The 18,596-nt window shown below is 63.6% G+C and carries 17 protein-coding genes and 1 tRNA gene; 5 read left to right on the forward strand and 13 right to left on the reverse strand.

Annotated elements, in window-relative coordinates:
- Positions 1-21: 21 nt before the first annotated feature.
- Positions 22-675 carry a protein-L-isoaspartate O-methyltransferase family protein gene (locus IEV87_RS10745; protein WP_188477676.1) on the reverse strand — a complete coding sequence of 218 codons (654 nt, stop codon included), beginning with the start codon at positions 673-675 and terminating at the stop codon, positions 22-24.
- A gap of 179 nt (positions 676-854) precedes the next feature.
- On the opposite strand from IEV87_RS10745, the gene IEV87_RS10750 reads away from it, so the two are divergent.
- A tRNA-Cys gene (locus IEV87_RS10750) sits at positions 855-928 on the forward strand.
- 122 nt (positions 929-1,050) lie between these two features.
- Here IEV87_RS10750 and IEV87_RS10755 read toward each other — a convergent pair.
- The 6 genes from IEV87_RS10755 to rfbF all read right to left on the reverse strand — a co-directional run bounded on the left by IEV87_RS10755 (position 1,051) and on the right by rfbF (position 6,425).
- Positions 1,051-1,860: a formyltransferase family protein gene (locus tag IEV87_RS10755; protein WP_188477677.1), complete on the reverse strand. Its 810-nt coding sequence runs from the start codon at positions 1,858-1,860 to the stop codon at positions 1,051-1,053.
- Positions 1,844-2,635 carry a polysaccharide deacetylase family protein gene (locus tag IEV87_RS10760; protein ID WP_188477678.1) on the reverse strand — a complete coding sequence of 264 codons (792 nt, stop codon included), beginning with the start codon at positions 2,633-2,635 and terminating at the stop codon, positions 1,844-1,846. The genes IEV87_RS10755 and IEV87_RS10760 overlap by 17 nt, the downstream gene beginning before the upstream one ends.
- A gap of 140 nt (positions 2,636-2,775) precedes the next feature.
- Complete coding sequence (locus tag IEV87_RS10765; RefSeq protein WP_188477679.1) at positions 2,776-3,312, reverse strand: dTDP-4-dehydrorhamnose 3,5-epimerase family protein; 537 nt, start codon at positions 3,310-3,312, stop codon at positions 2,776-2,778.
- Between the two features lie 11 nt (positions 3,313-3,323).
- Positions 3,324-4,568, reverse strand: coding sequence for a class I SAM-dependent methyltransferase (locus IEV87_RS10770; RefSeq protein ID WP_229737530.1), 1,245 nt, complete (start codon positions 4,566-4,568; stop codon positions 3,324-3,326).
- Between the two features lies 1 nt (position 4,569).
- On the reverse strand, positions 4,570-5,655 hold the full coding sequence (gene rfbG, locus IEV87_RS10775) for a CDP-glucose 4,6-dehydratase (RefSeq protein ID WP_229737531.1): 1,086 nt from the start codon (positions 5,653-5,655) through the stop codon (positions 4,570-4,572).
- Complete coding sequence (gene rfbF, locus IEV87_RS10780; RefSeq protein WP_188477680.1) at positions 5,640-6,425, reverse strand: glucose-1-phosphate cytidylyltransferase; 786 nt, start codon at positions 6,423-6,425, stop codon at positions 5,640-5,642. The genes rfbG and rfbF overlap by 16 nt, the downstream gene beginning before the upstream one ends.
- Positions 6,426-6,591: 166 nt before the next feature.
- Here rfbF and IEV87_RS10785 point away from each other — a divergent pair, with 166 nt between their 5' ends.
- A complete protein-coding gene (locus tag IEV87_RS10785; protein WP_188477681.1) occupies positions 6,592-7,830 on the forward strand; it encodes a hypothetical protein in 1,239 nt (412 codons plus the stop codon).
- Here IEV87_RS10785 and IEV87_RS10790 read toward each other — a convergent pair.
- Complete coding sequence (locus tag IEV87_RS10790; RefSeq protein ID WP_188477682.1) at positions 7,797-9,095, reverse strand: hypothetical protein; 1,299 nt, start codon at positions 9,093-9,095, stop codon at positions 7,797-7,799. The two genes, IEV87_RS10785 and IEV87_RS10790, sit on opposite strands and share 34 nt — an antisense overlap.
- A gap of 124 nt (positions 9,096-9,219) precedes the next feature.
- On the opposite strand from IEV87_RS10790, the gene IEV87_RS10795 reads away from it, so the two are divergent.
- From IEV87_RS10795 to IEV87_RS10805, 3 genes are read left to right on the forward strand one after another with little or no spacing between them, the layout of a single operon-like run.
- Entirely contained in the window at positions 9,220-10,014 is a 795-nt protein-coding gene (locus IEV87_RS10795) for a class I SAM-dependent methyltransferase (protein ID WP_188477683.1), read from the forward strand.
- A gap of 6 nt (positions 10,015-10,020) precedes the next feature.
- Positions 10,021-10,647, forward strand: a complete 627-nt coding sequence (locus IEV87_RS10800) for a sugar transferase (RefSeq protein WP_188477684.1) — start codon at positions 10,021-10,023, stop codon at positions 10,645-10,647.
- Position 10,648: 1 nt separating this feature from the next.
- The gene (locus IEV87_RS10805) at positions 10,649-11,557 is read left to right on the forward strand and encodes an aldo/keto reductase (RefSeq protein WP_188477685.1); all 909 of its coding nucleotides are present in this window, start codon (positions 10,649-10,651) and stop codon (positions 11,555-11,557) included.
- Here the strand turns inward: IEV87_RS10805 and IEV87_RS10810 are convergent.
- The 5 genes from IEV87_RS10810 to IEV87_RS10830 all read right to left on the reverse strand — a co-directional run bounded on the left by IEV87_RS10810 (position 11,554) and on the right by IEV87_RS10830 (position 18,588).
- Entirely contained in the window at positions 11,554-12,456 is a 903-nt protein-coding gene (locus tag IEV87_RS10810) for a transketolase family protein (protein ID WP_188477686.1), read from the reverse strand. The two genes, IEV87_RS10805 and IEV87_RS10810, sit on opposite strands and share 4 nt — an antisense overlap.
- Complete coding sequence (locus IEV87_RS10815) at positions 12,453-13,277, reverse strand: transketolase (protein WP_188477687.1); 825 nt, start codon at positions 13,275-13,277, stop codon at positions 12,453-12,455. The genes IEV87_RS10810 and IEV87_RS10815 overlap by 4 nt, the downstream gene beginning before the upstream one ends.
- Before the next feature lie 3 nt (positions 13,278-13,280).
- Positions 13,281-14,051, reverse strand: a complete 771-nt coding sequence (locus IEV87_RS10820) for a class I SAM-dependent methyltransferase (protein WP_188477688.1) — start codon at positions 14,049-14,051, stop codon at positions 13,281-13,283.
- A gap of 16 nt (positions 14,052-14,067) precedes the next feature.
- Positions 14,068-15,357 (reverse strand): nucleotide sugar dehydrogenase, encoded by a 1,290-nt coding sequence (locus tag IEV87_RS10825; protein ID WP_188477689.1) that lies wholly within the window; start codon positions 15,355-15,357, stop codon positions 14,068-14,070.
- A 111-nt stretch (positions 15,358-15,468) separates the two neighbouring features.
- Entirely contained in the window at positions 15,469-18,588 is a 3,120-nt protein-coding gene (locus IEV87_RS10830; RefSeq protein ID WP_188477690.1) for an efflux RND transporter permease subunit, read from the reverse strand.
- Between the last annotated feature and the right edge of the window lie 8 nt (positions 18,589-18,596).

Genomic DNA, 18,596 nt, shown 5'->3' on the forward strand with positions numbered 1-18,596 from the left:
TCTGCTTTTGCAGTTCTTGTCTCAGAGAGTGAATGCCCGGTGCCTCTGGAACCCCGGTAGGACCGGCGCCCCCGCGTTGAACGCGAAGCGCCAGTTGATCCGTCCGTCGATCTTGTAACCGACCCGCACGGTGCCAAGCCGTCCTTCGGCGAAGAGCACGGCGATCCGTCCGCCGTCCTTCAGCTGATCGGCGATGGTGTCGGGCAGGTGTTCCACCGCGCCCTCGATCACGATCACGTCGTAGGGTCCGTGCGCAGGCGCGCCTGCGGCAAGCTCGCCCTCCTCCGTCACCACGTTGTCGGCCCCGATGTCGGAGAGCGTGGACTGGGCCTCTGACAGAAGCGCAGGGTCCTCTTCCAGCGCGATCACGGCCTCGGCGAGACGCGCGATGACCGCGGCGGCGTAGCCCGTGCCCGCCCCGAGGTCGAGCACAAGTTCGTCCGGCTGGATGTCCACGGCGTCGAGTATCTTGGCCAGCGTGCGCGGCTCCAGCACCACGCGCCCCTTGCCGAGGTCGATATTGTCACCGAGATAGGCCGCCTCCTGCCGATCCGCAGGCACGAATTTCTCGCGCGGGACAGAGAGCATGGCGTCGATGATCGGGAACTTGGTCACGTCCGAGGGACGGATCTGGGTGTCGACCATCATGGTGCGGCGGGCGGCGAAATCGGTCATACTGAACTGGTCCGTTCGGAATTGGTCTGCCGACGTTCTGGCACATCTCGCAGAGTGCGGCAACGGCTGGCAAGCGAAATCCCATGTAACGCTGTCATTCCTTTCCAAAGCGTTGCATCCCTGCGCCTTGCGGCTTGCAGCCCGGTTCAAGATCGGCTAGTCCACGCAGACCTATCCGAGGCGAGTTGGCGGAGAGGTTACGCAGCGGATTGCAAATCCGTGTAGACCGGTTCGATTCCGGTACTCGCCTCCATTTCTCCCAATTTGATGCGACCCACAGGCATAGCGCCAAATCGGCGCCATGCTATGCAAGATGCGACCTCCGTGTTCTGGAAAGGCCGCAATATCGGCGGTGCCTTGGCGCTATTCGACAGGCTATCGAACTCCGGAGCCTCTGAACCAGAACGCAAGCTGCTCGCCCAGGGTCGGCACCAGGTATTCGGAATTGGCTGGGATGCGGCCGTGAGGAACAGACTGAATTCGTCCGGTTTCTTCAAATACCCGGATCGCTTCTGCCTGTGCCTTCGCAATACAGGTCATGCCGCGCCAACTCAAGGCCATGTAAGTGTCGCCGGGCTCGGGACGGATCCGGCCTTGGGCGACCACTGGTCCTGTGTCGACGCCTGAATCGACTAGAAACGCCGTCCAGCCGATCTCTTCGGGGTGCCCGTTGTATATTGCCCAAAAAGGCGAATGAGCACCCCTGTAATGCGGCGTCAATCCGGGGTGGCCACCGACGACGTATTTGACTGACTCGATTTCGCGCATCGTTTTTGGAACCCAGGAACCGGTATGAACCACCAGTATGTCCGGGCTCAGGCCGGCCACAAAGTCCAGGACTTCGGGCGCGCCAAAGCCGATACAATGCATTTCCTCGAAACTCGCGTCTGAGAGTACCGATTCTATCCGATGTCTCTCGAATATTTCGGCTTTCAACTTCGCGTCGCGCTTACGATTTCGCAATTTGTAGACCATCCGAGCTACAATCTGGGACAGGACCTTGAAGGTGCCGCGTTTGAATATGGACCTTCGGATGTAGCGAATTGGGAGCCCTCCAGTCCGTTCGTCCGAAAAACAGACCCCGACAACATCGACCCCACTTTCGACCAGCGTTGCCAGTGTGCCGCGATGCTGGATGTCATGGCCAAGCAACGCGACGACCCTTGCCTTACGGCTTGTCTGCATCCGGGAACCTTCTTTCGTTGTGTTTGATATAAGCGGCATAGATGGGCTTGCCGTAGATGCGTACGAGACCCTTGGCGGACCGTATGGCGCGGGCGCGCCGGAAACCGCGTCCGTTGGCCCAGGCCGCGACTTGGGTGGTCGGCGTCCTGTTCTTGGGGCAGGCACGTCCGATGACAGTCACACCGTGCCTGACGTAAGGAGAATAATGCGGTTCCGAGGTGAACAGATAGCGGATCCCCGCTTCGGCAGCCGACCTGATCGTATCGTCGTCCATGTCGCCCCCGGGAACGGAGGCTGTCGTGACCGGTGATCCGACAATCTCCGCCAGAATTTCGGTGCTCTGCCGCCATTCGTCCACCTTGTCGGAATAGGCGAGATTCCGGAATACGCCGGGATGGGTATGGGAATGCGCGCCGATCGTATGGCCCTGACGCGAAAGGCGGACAATCTGCTGTTCCGACAGGAAGCCAGGCGTGGAAATCATCGAGGTCGTGACGAAGAAATGTCCGTGCCAGTAACGCTGGTTCAGCATTTCGGCGGAGTGCAGGGCCGAAATACCACCATCGTCGAATGTCATCAGCAGCGAAAGCTGGTCCGTTCCGGCTGCCTCAAAGACGCTCACGGCCCTTTTGTGAACCGCCGCAATCGCTTCAAGGTCATTGAGAAAATGGTGAACGCGATGCTTGTAGGGAATCGCTCCATTCCTTTGGAAGCCCGTCTCTCCAGGATTGTCGGTAACCTCGTGGTACAAAAACGTTATCCACTTCCTGTTCACGCCAACCTCCCGGCAAATCGTTAACCCTCGGACACACAAAAAACGAACTCAAGATCGTGGCCCGAAATCAAAATATCACTGAAGGTTTGCCGAACCAAGTCACTATACGGCAGTGTTCGGTTGAAACCGAAGGCCGCGGCCTAGTCGTCAGCCGTGACCACCGCATACCCCGCATCCCTCTCGTTTATCACCGCCGGCTCTCCCGGCCAGGTGATGTCGAATGCGGGGTCGTTCCAGCGGGCGCCGCGTGCGTGCTCTGGAGAGTAGGTTCCGTTCAGGCCGTATTGGACCAGCGCGTTGTCGGTGAGGGTCAGGAAGCCGTGGGCGAAGCCGGGCGGGATCCAGAGGGCGTTCAGGTGGTCCGAGGACAAGTTGACCCCGTGCCAGCGATGCAGGGTCGGGCTGTCGGGACGCATGTCGACGGCGACGTCCCAGACCTCTCCGGCCAGGCAGCGGACGAGCTTGGTCTCCTCATGCGGGGCGGATTGCCAGTGCAGGCCGCGAAGGGTCAAACGGGCATGATTGAAGGAGAAGAGCCACTGATCCAGCACGGTATCGAGGCCCTGCTTCGCCGCCGCCGTCGCGTCCCAGCCACGGGCGAAATAGCCGCGCGGGTCGGCGATGCGGGGGATCCGGACCTCGTACAGGCCGGCGAGCGGGGTGGCGATGACCTCCATCCCCTGCCCTCTCAGAAAACTTCGATTTCGGGGATGGCGACGACGAACTTCCCGTCCCAGTCGCGGATATGGGCTAGCTGCGTCGCGATCTCCTCGCGCAGGTTCCAGGGCATGATGACAACGTAGTCTGGGCGGAGTTCGTCGATCTTCTCGGGGGCGTAGACCGGCAGATGTGTGCCGGGCAGGAAGCGGCCCTGCTTCTGCGGGCTGCGGTCGACGACGGAATGCATCAGGTCCTTGCGGATGCCGGCGTAGTTCAACAGCGTGTTGCCCTTGGCGGGCGCGCCGTAGCCCATGACGGTGCGGCCCTCTTCGCGGGCGCCGATGAGGAACTTCAGCAGGTCGTGTTTCACCTTGTCAACCCGTGCCTGATAGGCGCGGTAAACCTCCGGCGAAGCCATGCCGGCGGCGCGTTCGGTGGCGAGGCAGGCGGCGACGGAGGGGGTTTCGACATGCGCCGCACCCTCGTGGCAGCAGAAGACCCGGAGCGAACCGCCGTGGGTCGGGATCTCCTCCACATCAAAGACACGGAGGCCTGCGGTCTTCAACACGGACTGAACGGCGAGCAGCGAGAGATAGCTGAAGTGTTCGTGGTAGATCGTGTCGAACTGGTTCTTCGTCAGCAGGCTCAGCAGATGCGGGAATTCGAAGGTCATCGCGCCTTCGGGGGCGAGAATTTCCGGCACGCCTCCGACGAAATCACGGATGTCGGGGACATGGGCGAGCACGTTGTTCGCGGCCATCAGGTCGGCCTTGCCGTGTGTCGCCGCCAGGGCCTTCGCGGTGGCGACGCCGAAGAAGTCGACTGCGGAGTCGATTCCGTGATTGTCCTTCGCCGCCTGCGCGACATTGGCCGAGGGTTCGACGCCCAGCACCCGCATCCCTGCGCCCTTGAAATACTGGAGCAGGTAGCCGTCGTTGCTGGCCAGTTCGACGACAAAGGAGTCCCTGGTCAGGCCGAAGCGTTTGGTCATAGCCTCGGCGTAGGCCTTGGCGTGCGCCAGCCAGGAGGTCGAGAAAGAGGAGAAATAAGCGTAGTCATCGCTGAACAGGCGGCTCGCGTCCTCAAAATAATCCAGCTGGACCAGCCAGCAGCTTTCGCAGACCAGCGCGCGCAGGGGCATGAATTCCTCGACCCCGTTCAGTTCCTCGGGCTTGAGGTTGTAGTTGGAGGGCGGCTGCATTCCGAGGTCGCAGAGTTCCAGCGACAGGTCGCTGCCGCAGTTACGGCACTGGGTGGCTTGTCCGGTGGTCACGTCAGGGCTGTCCTTGTTCGGCGGCGGCTATAAAACGCCCGAGTTGGTCATTGGAAAAGTCGATCATGTCGGCGCCGTCAAGATGCGCGCGGTACCAGGCCATCGTCTCGGCCACGCAGGCGTCAAAGCCCCAGGTCGGGGTCCAGCCCGACTCGGTGCGAACGAGGGAGTTGTCGAGCGTCAGAAGCTGGCTTTCGCGGATCGTCGCGTCGGGCTCGATACGGATGTCGCAGTCCCCGCCCCAGGCCGTTGCGGCGACGCGGACCAACGTGACGACGGAGCGGGTGTCGGCGGGATCGGGGCCGAAGTTGTAGGCCGTTGCGCCCGACAGGCCGCCGCCGTGCAACTGTTCGGCCAGGCGCATGTATCCGGCGAGCGGTTCGAAGACGTGTTGCCAGGGGCGCGTGGCATCGGGGTTGCGCAGGACCAGCGGAGACCGGGAGGCAAAGGCGTTCACGATGTCGGGCACGATGCGGAAATCGGACCAGTCGCCGCCGCCGATGACGTTGCCCGCGCGCACCGCGATCAGCCGGCGTCCCGTGGGTTCGAAGTAGCTGGCGCGGTAGGCGGAGATCACCATTTCGGCCGCGGCCTTGCTGGCGCCGTAGGGTTCGTGACCGCCGAGGGGGTCGGTTTCCCGGTAGGGCCAGGGCCATTCGCGGTTGTCATAGACCTTGTCGGTGGTGATCGCGACGATGGTCTTCAGGGCCGGAACGGGGCGCAGCGCCTCGAGCAGATTGACGGTGCCCATGACGTTGGTGTCGAAGGTCTCTGCCGGTTCGGCATGGGCGCGGCGTACGATCGGCTGCGCGGCCATGTGGAAGACGATTTCGGGCGACAGGCCGGCGACGGCTTCGGCCGTGGCGTTGCGGTCGCGGATGTCACAGAGGATATGCCGGTCGATACGCGCGCCGATCCGCAGGATATCGAACAGGTTCGGCGTGGTTTCGGGCGGCAGGGCGATGCCCGAAACCTTCGCGCCAAGGCCGGTCAGCCAGTGGCAGAGCCAGGCCCCCTTGAACCCGGTATGTCCGGTGACGAGGACCGATTTGCCGGACCAGAAGCCCGGTGTCACCAGACCTTCCACGGCGCCTCTCCCTTCGCCCAGAGGTCTTCGAGCAGGCGCTTTTCGCGCAGGGTGTCCATCGCATGCCAGAAGCCGCGGTGTTCGTAGGACTGAAGCTGCCCGGAGGTAGCCAGCGCATTCATCGGTCCGGATTCCCACACGGTCTGGTCGGAATCGATCAGGTCAAGGCACTTGGGGGAAAGCACGAAGAAGCCGCCGTTGATGAGCCCGCCATCGCCGCGCGGCTTTTCCGCGAAACCGGTGACAGAGGTGCCGTCCGTCTGCAGCGCGCCGTAGCGTCCTGCGGGGGCGACCGCGGCGACGGTGGCGTCGCGGCCATGGGCGAAGTGGAAACGGAATTCGTCCGTCAGGTCGATGTCCGCCACACCGTCGCCGTAGGTGAAGGCAAAGGCATCCTCGTCCTTCACGTAGTCGCGCACCCTGCCAAGGCGCCCGCCGGTCATCGACTCCTCTCCTGTGTCGATCAGGGTGACCTTCCAGTCCTCCGCCCGGCGCTGGTGGACATCCATGGAATTCGCGGCGAGGTCGAAGGTGACGTCAGAGGTATGCAGGAAGTAGTTCGCGAAGAACTCCTTAATGACATAGCCCTTGTAGCCGCAGCAGATCACGAATTCCTTCACGCCATGGGCGCTGTACATTTTCATGATGTGCCACAGGATCGGCTGCCCGCCTATTTCCACCATGGGCTTGGGGCGCAGGTGCGTCTCTTCCGAAAGGCGCGTTCCGAACCCGCCAGCGAGAATCACGACCTTGCGGACTTTCTTCGACATGTAACCCTGCTCTACCCTGTCTTGCCGTGCACGAACGTGCTACGGGAGCCTGAACTTCGAGGGTTGTGGCACATTCCCGATGCGATGGAAACCGCCCCGCAGCCGGTTTCCCAAGCCGCAACTTGGGCTTAGTGCATCACCCGGCGAAACCGCGATAGGAACGGCGATGGTCTACAACAAGGTCTGGCGCATTCTGGTCCCGCTGTATGTCGCCGGTATGCTGTCGATCGTATACTGGGATCCGGTTTACATCGCGCACGAGGCCTATTCGCTGCACGTGACGGCGATGATCTGCTTCCTCACCGGGTTCCTGCTGCCGGGCCTGTTCCTGATCGTGTCGGGCCGGGGGCGAAGCTGGGACAGGTTCGAACTGCCGTTCAGGGACGGAGAGTCGATCCGGCGGTTTTCCAATGTCATGGCCTTCGCCGCGGCGGTGTTCTCCATCATCTACATGGGGTTCAACGGGTTCGAGAAGTTCACGCTGCTGAACAAGAACGTCGATGCGCTCGACTTCCGTTTCATCGGGCTTGAAAACGTGCCGGCCTATCTCGTCTTTCCGATGGAGGGTTCGCGGCGGCTGCTGTTCCCCCTCGCGATCCTTCTGAAGCTGGGCCTGAAGGCGAGCGGGCATCCGCGTGCCGGCGAATACCTGTTCCCGATCATCGTGATCTATTTCCTGATCTCGATCATCAATCTCGACCGCGGACCGGTCTTCGTTATGATCGCGGTCTTCGGCTTTGCCTTCATCCGGCTGGAACGGTCGCTGATGCGCAAGGCCATGATTTCGCTTGGCATCGTGACGGTGGTCGCGCTTGCCGGGTATGTCGTGAACCGGCTTCAATACAACAACGCCAGCTTCTCGCTTGCCGACTTCCGCGACAGTCTCGGCCCGACGCTGATCAATCGCATCGTGCTGAGCCCGGTGAAAATGGCGCAAGGCTGGATCTTCAACCAGAGCAACCTGTTCGAGTCGCCCCTGATGCTGGAATATGCCCGCATCTCGGTTCTCTGGGGCGGGGAGTACGTGTCGAGCCGGGTGACGTTCTCGGAATATGTCGCTCCGGTCGGGCTTTTCGGGGATACGTATCGCAATTTCGGGTTCGCCGGGATGTTCTTCTACGGCGCACTTGTGGGTACGCTGTTCGTCGCGATCCAGGACCGGGTCAAGAAGTTGCCGCTTCCTTTGTGGCTGGCCTTCGATTTCATCGGCCTGGTCCTGGTGCTCTACATCTACTACGGCAACGTCACCTCGCTCGGCCCGTTCATGATCGCCATGTTCCTGCTGTTCGCCCCCATGCTGGTCAGCCGCCGGGCGGAAGCGCAGGACTGGAGCATGGAGACGGTCGACGTGAGCGCCCCGGCCACGCAGGGTCAGGCCCATTTCCGGATCAGCGAAACCGCGTAGAGCGAGGCGGCGGCGCACATGCCAAGGACCGAAGCCGCGGTGAAGGCCAGTGTCGCGATGGTCAGCGTGTAGGACTCCTGCAAGATCAACGGCACCAGTAGGATCATGGCAGCGAGGACAAGGGACAGCAGCCAGAACGGCTCCTCCTCTCGCGTGCGGAACAGGTAGCCCCAGGCAAAGTAGACCTGGTTGGCGCAGGCCGCCAGGGCGTAGAGTGCGACCAGAGGCAATGACGGGAAACGCTCTGCAATGGGCAGGTCCCAGTAGGCCAGCCCGGCCACCATGGCGATGACAAGCAGAGCGGCGACGGCGGTCAAGGCCGTGCTGGCGGCCAGCACGCGGCGGAAGCTGAACAGCAGCCCGCGCCAGTCCGAGGCGACAGCGAGCGCGGTCCAGGATTTGATCGAGAAGGTCAGGAAGATGTTCGCGGAGGTGTTGATCGCCTGGAAGATCTGCATCATCAGCCCGAACTGCCCGGCCGCAACCGGCCCGGCGTAAAGGAACAGCAGCGGTACCTGCGCCTGAAAAATTCCGTAGGAGCCGATGAAACTGGCCGCCACGCGGGACTGGAAGGGCAGCACATCGCGGCGCCAGTGGATCGGGCGGCCTCCGGCGTGCGCGCGCCCGAAGGCGGAGCGGATCTTGGCGGAGGTCAGCCAGAAATAGGCCGTGGCCCCGGCAAGGGCGAGCGCAAGCGCGCCGACGACCGCCCACATCTCCCATCCAAGCAGTGCCAGCGCGACGAGGGCGAGGATGTTGATGAGGCTTTGGATAGAGCGGGCGAGCGCGGCCTCAACCACGAAGCCGACGGCTTCGAAGATGCGCAGAACCATGTGAAGGGACATGGTGTAAGCCGCCAGCACGGCATAGGCATACCAGATCGTGACCAGCGGCCCGTGGCCCGTGTCAATGCCATGAAAGACCCGCCAGCCAAGGATACCGAGGACAATGACCAGGACCGCTCCGGTCAGCAGACACCAGTGAAGGGCAAAGCGGGTGATCTGGCGCATGTTCGCCAGAGCCTCAGGCTGGAACGGATCGCCGTGCACGTCGCCGGCGGTGCGGCGGCCGGCGATGTTTCCGAGGACGAAACCGACGCCGAGGTCGCAGAAATACTGCGCCGCACCGAGGCTGAGGAAGGTGTAGAAATAGCCCTGCTGTTCCGGCGTGAACAGCAGCGTCGCCACCAGCACCAGCCCCAGCCCCGCGGCAAGGTTCCACACGCGTGCCAGCGCGACGATCTGGAATTTCCGTATCCGTGTCATGGGGTTTGCTTAATCGCTATTTTCCGGCTTGCCCATGGGCGGCGGACCGCCGGGGGGCATGACTTGACACGAGGGGCCTGTCGTCTAAGACGAACGGGCAATTTTGAATGGAAACCGGGTCGATATGGTAGCTCTCTCCGAGGAAGACGCGCGCAAGCGGGAAGAAATGGAATTCCACGACGCGCGGGAACGCGACCGCAAGTCGATGTCGGAAGACGAGTTCTGGAAGAAGTATTCGAACAAGAAGTGGTACACCACGACCGCCAAGATCAAGGACGACCTGTTCGCCATGATCGGCGACATGCCGGCGGGGTCCAGTTTCCTCGATCTCGGCTGCGGGCTTGGCGGGCAGTCCCTGATGGCGGCGAAAAGCGGGATGAAGGTGTCGGCGATCGACATCTCTCCGGAAAGCGTCAAGGAGACGCGGGCGCTGCTGGAAAAGAACGGCTTCACTGACTTCTTTGCCGAGGTGATGGACGCCGAATACCTCGACTTCCCGGACAATTCCTTCGACCTGATCGTCTGTTCCGGCGTGCTGCACCACATGGATGTCAACGCGGTTTTCCCGCAGATGGCGCGCGTCCTGAAGCCGGGGGGCCGGGTCATCGCGCTCGAGGCGCTTGGCTACAATCCCGCGATCCGGCTCTACCGCCGCATGACGCCCAAGCTGCGGACGGCTTGGGAACCGGACCACATCATCACCTTCAAGGAAATCAACCTCGCCAAGAAGTCCTTCGGGTCGATCAAGACGCGGAATTACTTCCTGTTTTCGGTGCTGGCGGCCTATTTCCACAAGAAGCCGTATTTCAAGCCGCTGCTGGCGACCCTGTCGGCGGTGGACAGCGTGATCCTGTCGATACCGGGGGTGAAGCACCTCAGCTGGCAGATCATGGTCATCTTCTCGGACCCGAAGAAGTAACGCGCCATGGCGCTGGTCTGGAAACGGGCGCTCGATCTGGCGGTGACGCTGCTGTTCGCGCCGGTCTGGGTGCCGGTGATGCTGCTTGGCATGGCGTTCGTTGCGCTGGTGTCGCCGGGGGCGAGCCCGATCTACGTGTCGCGGCGGGTCGGGCAGTTCGGGCGGGACATCCTTATCCCCAAGATCCGCACCATGGTGCCGGATGCCGACAAGATCGGATCGGGCGCGACGGCGCGGAACGACCCCCGGTTCATCCCCGGCGCACGCTTCCTGCGCGCGACCAAGATCGACGAGATGCCGCAGTTTCTATCCGTCCTGAAGGGGGAGCTGTCGCTGGTCGGCCCGCGCCCGGAACTGCGCCAGTACGTCGACCTCTACTCGCCCGAAGACCGGGAGATCATCCTCTCCGTCCGCCCCGGCATCTTTGATCTCGGTACGCTGGCTTTCACGGATCTTCAGGCACACCTTGGTGAGGGTGACGCAGAGGCGATTTTCCTTGAGAAATTCGCCGCCAAGAAGATCGAGCTGCGCCGAGAGTACGTGACGCAGCGCAGCTTCTGGGGCGACGTGGTGATCCTTATGAAGACCCCGGTGCATATCTTTGCCAGCCTTCTGGCGCGGCGGAAGGCCTGAGGTGCGTATCGCGGGGCGCGTCACGGGGCCGGTCGGCTTCGGCTGCGGGCCGCTTGGCGTTCACGGATTCGGACAGGTGGATCTCGACGATTGCCGACGAGCGGCGCGGATGGCGCTGGATCAGGGCGTGACCTTTTTCGACACATCGGACGCCTATGGCATGGGCGTGTCGGAGGAACAGTTGGCCCTGGCTCTGACAGGGCGCATGGCCGAGGCGGTTGTGGCGACCAAGGGGGGCATCCGGCTGGGGCCCGACGGCGTGTTCTACGACAGCTCGCCGCAGTGGCTGGCAGAGGCGCTGGATCTCAGCCTCCGGCGGCTCGGCGTCGACTATGTTGATCTATACCAGCTGCATTACTGGGACGGGGTGACGCCGCTGGAAGAGGTCTTCGGTGCCTTCGCCCGGTTCCGGGAGGCGGGCAAGATCGGGGCGTTCGGAATATCGAACCTGGTGGTGCCGGTGTCGGCGCCGACCGAGGGTCTGGCGACATATTCTTTCGAATACAGCATGGTAGCGCGGGACCGGACGGCTGACATTGCGGCGATGCAGGCCGCCTTCCCGGAGGCGGTGTTCATCCCGACGGGCGTGCTGGCGCAGGGTTTGCTGAGCGGGCGTTATGACGGCACCGCGACCTTCGGAGAAAATGACCGCAGGGCCAGCCCGAAATACCTGAACTTCGGGGCCGGTAAGCGGGCGGCTCTGGCCGGGTTTCTGGAGACCCTGCGAACCCGCCCCTGCCCCGTGGCAGAGGCCGTCGCCTGGGCGCATCACGCCTGGCCGAACGCCCTGCCGCTGGTCGGGGTCAAGTCGGTGGCGCAGCTCTCAGGTCTGCTCGATGCGCGTGACCTGATCGATGCCGGACACGGCGACTGGGATTGGGACTGGGTGGACACCGCGCTCGGGGATTAGCCGAGTGCCGCCTTCACCACATGCGCCGCCGACATGCCGTAGGCATTGCGCAGAAAATCCTGATCGCCGACCTGACTCGGGTAGCAGTCCTGAAGGCCGAGCTTTACGAAACGGTCTGGGCGCAGGCCGCCGGTCATCATCGCGTCGGCCACCAGCGTGCCGAGCCCGCCGCGGGTGTTGTGCTCTTCCAGCGTGATGACGGTGCTGGCGGGACCGATGGCCGCCAGCAGCGGCGCCGGGTCGAGCGGCTTCAGCGCGTTCAGCACGACGACGCGCGCGGCGACCCCCTGCCCCTTCAGCGTTTGCTGCGCCGAGAGCGCCTCTTTCACGATGCCGCCGATGGCGACGATGACCAGGTCCCCGTCGCCGTAGACCCTTGGCTTGCCGAGGGCCACGTCCGGTTCGGGCGCAAGCCCCGCGGCGCCCTTGTCGATGCGCAGGTACTTCGGCCCGCGCCGGGTCGCCATCTGGTGTGTCAGCGCCTCGGCCTCCCAGGGGTCGGCGGGCACGATCACTTCCATGTTGGGCAGGGCGCCCATGATCGCCATATCCTCGGTCGCGAAGTGCGACATGCCAAGCTGGCCATAGGAAAAGCCGCCGCCCACGGCCACCACGGTCACGTCGGCGTCATGGTAGCAGACGTCGTTGCGGATCTGTTCGAGACAGCGCAGTGTCGGGAAATTCGCGATGGAATAGGTGTAGGCGCTGTAGCCTTCCAGCGCCATGCCGCAGGCGATGGCGGTCATGTTCTGTTCGGCCACGCCGGCGTTGATGAACTGGTCGGGGAAGCGCTGTGCGAAATCCGTCAGCACGCCGAAGCCGAGGTCGCCGGTGATCAGCACGACCTTGGGGTTCTTTTCGGCCAGCGCGGTCAGGGCGCGGATGAACGCGTCTCTCATGTCCGGCCCTCCAGTTCCGCGATGGCGGCGTCGTATTCCTCGCCCTGCGGGGTACGATAGTGCCAGAGGACGGAGTTTTCCATGAAGGAGATCCCGTTGCCCTTGGTGGTGTTGGCGATCACGACGCTTGGGCGGTCCGTGGTCTTCGCGGTCTCGTAGGCGGCGATCAGGGCCGCATGGTCGTGGCCGTCCACGTCATGCACGTCCCAGCCGAAAGCCGCCCACTTGTCGGTGAAGGGTTCGAGGCCGAGCGTTTCGCTCACCGGGGCAAGCGACTGGATCTTGTTGTAGTCCACGGTGGCGGTGAGGTTCGACAGCTTGTGGTGGGCGGCGAACATGATCGCCTCCCAGTTCGACCCCTCGTCGCATTCGCCGTCGGACAGGACCACATGCACCCGGTGCCCCTTCCCCGACCGTTTGGCGGCCATGGCCATGCCGGTCGCGACGCCCAGCCCGTGACCAAGCGACCCGGTGGAGAATTCCACCCCCGGCACGCCCTTGTGCGACACGTGACCGGAAAAGATCGATCCGTTCTGGTAGTGCTGCGCCAGCATCTCCGGATCGAAGAAACCGGTTTCGGCCAGCGCGGCATAGACCCCTGCCCCGGCGTGGCCCTTGGACAGGATGAAGCGGTCGCGCCCCGGATGGTCGGGCTGGTCGGGGTAGATTGTCATCACCTGCCCGTAGAGCACCGCTAGGATGTCGGCGATGGAGAGGATCGACCCGACATGAGAGGACTTGCCGCGATGCGTCATCTCGACAGCGTGGCGACGGATGCGGGCGGCGAGGTCGGGGGTGGTCAGGGTGTTGCGCTCGGCCATGGGTCAGTCCAGCACCGCGAAACCGATGTAGGGGTCGAATTCCAGCCGTTCGATCCTGAGCGGGCGTTTGGCGTGGGATTCCAGCATCGCCAGCGTCTCGCCGGGCCAGAGCGGGTTGTCGAGTTCGTCGAAGGCGACGACCGCCCCCTTCGGCATGCGCGGCAGGAAGGTCTCGAGCGCAACCTTTGTGGGTTCGTAAAGGTCGAAGTCCATGAAGAGCAGAGAGACGAGAACGTGCGGGTTCTTCTCCACGAACTCCGGGATGGTCTTCGTCGCATCGCCCCGCACGAGGTTCACCTTGTTGACGTGACCAAGGAAGCGGGTGCTGTCGTAGATGTCGATCAGCCCGGTCAGTTCGTCATGCACGTCTGCCGCAAGGTCGCCGACCTTCACGTGATCGGAATGGGCGGACATGTCCTTTTCATCGACGCTCGGAAAGCCTTCGAAGGTGTCGAAGCCATAGATGCGGCGGGTCAGGTTCACCGGTTCGAGGATTGCGGAGAACTTGGCCCAGCTCATCAGCCCGAAGCCGTGGTTCACACCGCATTCGACAACCGACCCCTTGATCGGCAGGACCTTCTTGTAAATCTCGTAAAGCGCGAGGAAGCGGGTCAGATTCTGGCGACGGACATACTTGGGAAAGTTCTCCATCTTCTTTTCCCAGCTGACCGGGCTCTGGTCGAAATAGGCCTGGTTGCGACCAGCCTCCTCGGCCTCGGCCGAGGTGCGCAGACCGCCGGAGACGTTGATTTTTCCGGAGTTGTCGGACGTCATCGTGACTCCTTTCCGATCAGAGAGATTCAAACCCGAGGGCCTGCGCCGCCAGGTCCTTGTGGAAGATGCCCTTGAGGTCGATAACAGGCGCACCGGGGCGGCCGAAATTCTGGATCGCCTGCGGACCGAGGTCGCGGAATTCGTTGTGGGCGACGGCGATGATGACCCCGCTGTAGGCGGCGGTTTCCGGGTCGGTCAGCGCGATGCCAAGGTGCGCCTGCGCCTCCTCCTCCGGTATCCAGGGGTCGTGGATGTCGACCGACAGGCCGAAGCCTTCCAGGAAATGCGCGATGTCGGTGACGCGGGTGTTGCGGATGTCGGGGCAGTTTTCCTTGAAGGTCGCGCCCAGGATCAGGACCCGCGCGCCCTCGGCCAGCTGGCCGGTGCGCATCATCGCGCGCAACAGGCGCTGGCCGACATATTCGCCCATGCCGTCGTTGATGCGCCGGCCCGCCAGCACGATTTCCGGGTAGTAGCCAAGCGACTGCGCCTTGCTGGCAAGGTAGTAGGGATCGACCCCGATGCAGTGCCCGCCGACCAGACCGGGGCGGAAGGGCATGAAGTTCCACTTGGTCCCCGCAGCCTCCAGCACGTCGAGCGTGGAGATGCCCATGCGGTCGAAGATCAGCGCAAATTCGTTGATGAGCGCGATGTTGACGTCACGCTGCGTGTTCTCGATCACCTTCGCGGCCTCGGCCACGCGGATCGAGGGCGCCTTGTGGGTGCCCGCCGTGACCACGGTGCGGTAAAGCGCATCGACATAATCCGCGATCTCGGGGGTGGAGCCGGAGGTCACCTTCCTGATCGTCGCGAAACTGCGGTCCTTGTCGCCGGGGTTGATCCGTTCGGGGGAATAGCCGGCGAAGAAGTCGGTGTTGTAGGTCAGACCGGAGAGGCGTTCGATGACGGGAAGGCAATCCTCCTCCGTCGCGCCGGGGTAGACGGTGCTTTCGTAGATCACCACGTCGCCGGGGCGCACCAGTTGGCCGAGCAGTTCGGAGGCGGACAGAAGCGGCGTCAGGTCGGGGCGCTTGTAGCCGTCGATCGGGGTCGGGACCGTGACGATGTAGGTGTTGCAGCCTTCCAGCGCCTCGGGATCCGCGGACAGGGTAAGGCGATCAGCGGCCTTCAGTGCGTCGGGCGCGATTTCGGCGGTGGAATCGTGACCGGCCTTCAGTTCGTCGATGCGGCGCTGCGACAGGTCGTAGCCTACGGTCGGGAAATGCCCGGCAAAGGCCACCGCCAGCGGCAGCCCGACATAGCCAAGCCCGATGATACCGATACGGGCATTGCTGATTTCTGGCACTGGCACGGACCTCTGTCGTCAACGGATCGGCGACGGAGTCCGTCACTGCGAGTGCCTGCATAACAGATTGCTTCTCAGGCTCAATACGTGCGCGTCAGTTCCCGCCGCCGCTCAGGCCGTCTGGGCCGCAAGGCTGCTGCGGCGGCGGAAAATCCGCATGACCAGCACGAAGAAGACCGGGACAAAGACAACGCCCAGCACCGTGCCCGTGATCGTCCCGCCCAGCACCGCCGTGCCGACGGCCGTACGCGCGCCCGCCCCCGCGCCCGAGGACAGGACCAGCGGCACCACGCCGAGAGAGAAGGCCATGGAAGTCATGATGATCGGGCGGAAGCGCTGGCGGGCGGCGGTGACGACGGCCTCGAACAGACCCTTGCCTGCGTCCACCTGTTCGCGGGCGAACTCGACGATCAGGATGGCGTTCTTGCCCGTCAGGCCGATCACCGTCAGCAGACCGACCTGGAAGAATACGCCGTTCTGGAACCCGAAATACCAGGCGGAGGCCAGCGTGCCGAGGATACCGACCGGCATCGCCAGCATGACCGACACCGGGATCGCCCAGCTTTCGTAGAGCGCGGCGAGGCAGAAGAAGATCGCGGCGAGCGAGAGCATGTAGAGCATCGGCGCCTGCGAACCGCTTTCGCGTTCCTCCAGCGACAGGCCGGTCCAGGCGACGGAATAGCCGCCGTCGATCTGGGAGACGAGCCGCTCGATCTCGGCCATGGCTTCGCCGGTGGAGACGCCGGGCGCGGGGGAACCCTGGATCTGCATGGCGGGAGAGCCGTTGTAGCGGGTCAGGCCCTGCGGACCGTAGACCCACCTTTCGGTAGTGAAGTTGGAAAAGGGCACAAGGTCGCCGGAGCTGTTTCGGACCCGCCATTTCTGAAGATCCGAGGGGTTGGCGCGCGACGTGGCCTCGCCCTGGACGTAGACCCGCTTGGTGCGGCCGTTGTCGTTGAAATCGTTGACGTAGGTGCCGGCCATGGCGATGGCCAGCGTGGTGCCGACCTCGCTTGGCGACACGCCCATGGCCCCGGCGGCGCGCCAGTCGATGTCCAGCTTGAACTGGCTCGCGTCCTCCAGCCCGTTCGGCCGGGCAGAGGCGATCAGCGGGCTCTGTGCCGCCATGCCGAGCAGCTGGTTGCGGGCCTGCAACAGCTGGTCGTGCGACTGTCCGCCCTGCGCCTGGAGGTAGAAGTCAAAGCCCGAAACGTTGCCGAGTTCGATCACCGCCGGGGGGACGATCGGGAAGACCATCGCCTCCTGGATGCCCAGCATCACCGGGAAGGCGCGCCCGGAAATGGCCTGTACCGAGCGGTTCGGGCCAGGACGTTCGTCCCAGTCCTTCATGCGGATGAAGGCGAGCCCGTTGTTCTGTCCCGCGCCGGAGAAGGAGAAGCCCACGACGCTGAAGACCGCCTCCACGTTCTCGGCCTCAGCCGACAGGAAGTATTCCCGCATTTGGTCGTTGGCCTTCAGCGTGTTCTCCGCCGTCGATCCCGAGGGGCCGGAGACGAGGGCCAGCATGATCCCCTGATCCTCATCCGGCAGGAAACCGGTCGGGGTCTGCAGGAACAGCCATGCGATGCCGCCGCCCATGACCGCGTAGATCATCAGCATCCGCAGCGGACGCTTGATGACATAGCCGACCGTGCCACCATAACCACGCGACAACCCGTCGAAGCCCTTGTTGAACCAGCCGAAGGGGCCGCGTTTTTTATGGTGTACCGCCTTGGATTTCAGCAGCGTCGCGCACAGCGCCGGGGTCAGCGTCAACGCCACGACAACCGACAGGGTCATGGCCGATACGATGGTGATGGCGAACTGGCGGTAGATCACGCCGGTCGAGCCGCCGAAGAAGGCCATGGGGATGAACACCGCCGACAGGACCAGCGCGATGCCGATCAGCGCGCCGGTGATCTGGTCCATGGACTTGCGGGTCGCCTCGCGCGGGTCGAGCCCCTCTTCCTCCATGATCCGCTCGACGTTCTCGACCACCACGATGGCGTCGTCGACCAGCAGGCCGATGGCCAGCACCATGGCGAGCATGGTCAGCACGTTGATGGTGTAACCGAAGGCCGCGAGGATGCCGAATGTGCCAAGCAGCACGACCGGGACCGCAAGCGTCGGGATCAGCGTGGCGCGGAAGTTCTGCAGGAACAGCAGCATGACGAGGAAGACGAGGCCAATCGCCTCCATCAGCGTCTTCTGCACTTCGTGGATGGAAATCTCGATGAAGGGCGTGGTGTCGTAGGGGATGACGTAGGTCATGCCCTCGGGGAAGAAGGCGGAGTATTCCTCGATCTTCTCGCGCACCCGCTCGGAGGTGTCGAGCGCATTGGCCCCCGGTGCCAGTTGGATCGCCATGCCCGAGGACGGCTTGCCGTTGTAGGCGGCGATGGTCGAATAGTTCTCGGCCCCGATTTCCACGCGGGCGACGTCTTCGAGCAGGACAAGCCCGCCGTTCGCCTCGGACCGCAGGATGATGTTGTTGAAATCGTCGGGGGTCTGGAGCAGCGATTGAGCGGTCAGCGTGGCGGTGAAGGCCTGCCCGTCCACCGCCGGAAGCGACCCGAAGGCCCCGGCGGAGATCTGGGCGTTCTGCGCCGACACCGCACCCACCACGTCCGACGGCGTCATGTTGAACGCGGCCAGTTTGGACGGGTCCAGCCAGATTCGCATAGCGTATTTCGCGCCGAAGACCTGGGTGCCGCCGACGCCTTCGATGCGGCTGAAGGCGTCCACGAGGTTGGAGTTCAGGTAATCCGACAGGTCCGCCTGATCCATGCTGCCGTCTTCGGAGATGACCGCGATCACCATCAGGAAGCCGGAGGAGGATTTCTGCACCGTCACCCCCTGCCGCTGCACCGCTTCGGGCAGCAGGGCCGTGGCCTGGGAAATCTTGTTCTGCACCTGCACCTGCGCGATGTCCGGGTCGGTGCCGGTTTCGAAGGTCAGGGTGATCGACGCCGTGCCGGAAGAGGTCGAGGAGGAGGACATGTAGCGCATGCCGTCCAGCCCGGTCAGCTGCTGTTCGATCGTCTGTGTCACGGTGTTGGCGACGGTTTCCGCGGAGGCCCCGGGATAGACCGCGTTGACCGACACCGTGGGCGGCGCGATCTGCGGATACTGGGCCACCGGCAGGGTCGAAATGGACAGGAGCCCGATGCCCATGATGAGGATCGAGATCACCCAGGCAAAGACGGGACGGTCGATGAAGAAACGGGCCATGTCGGGTC

The organism is Primorskyibacter flagellatus (assembly GCF_014638275.1).
In the GTDB taxonomy this organism is placed as follows: Bacteria; Pseudomonadota; Alphaproteobacteria; order Rhodobacterales; family Rhodobacteraceae; genus Pseudooceanicola; species Pseudooceanicola flagellatus_A.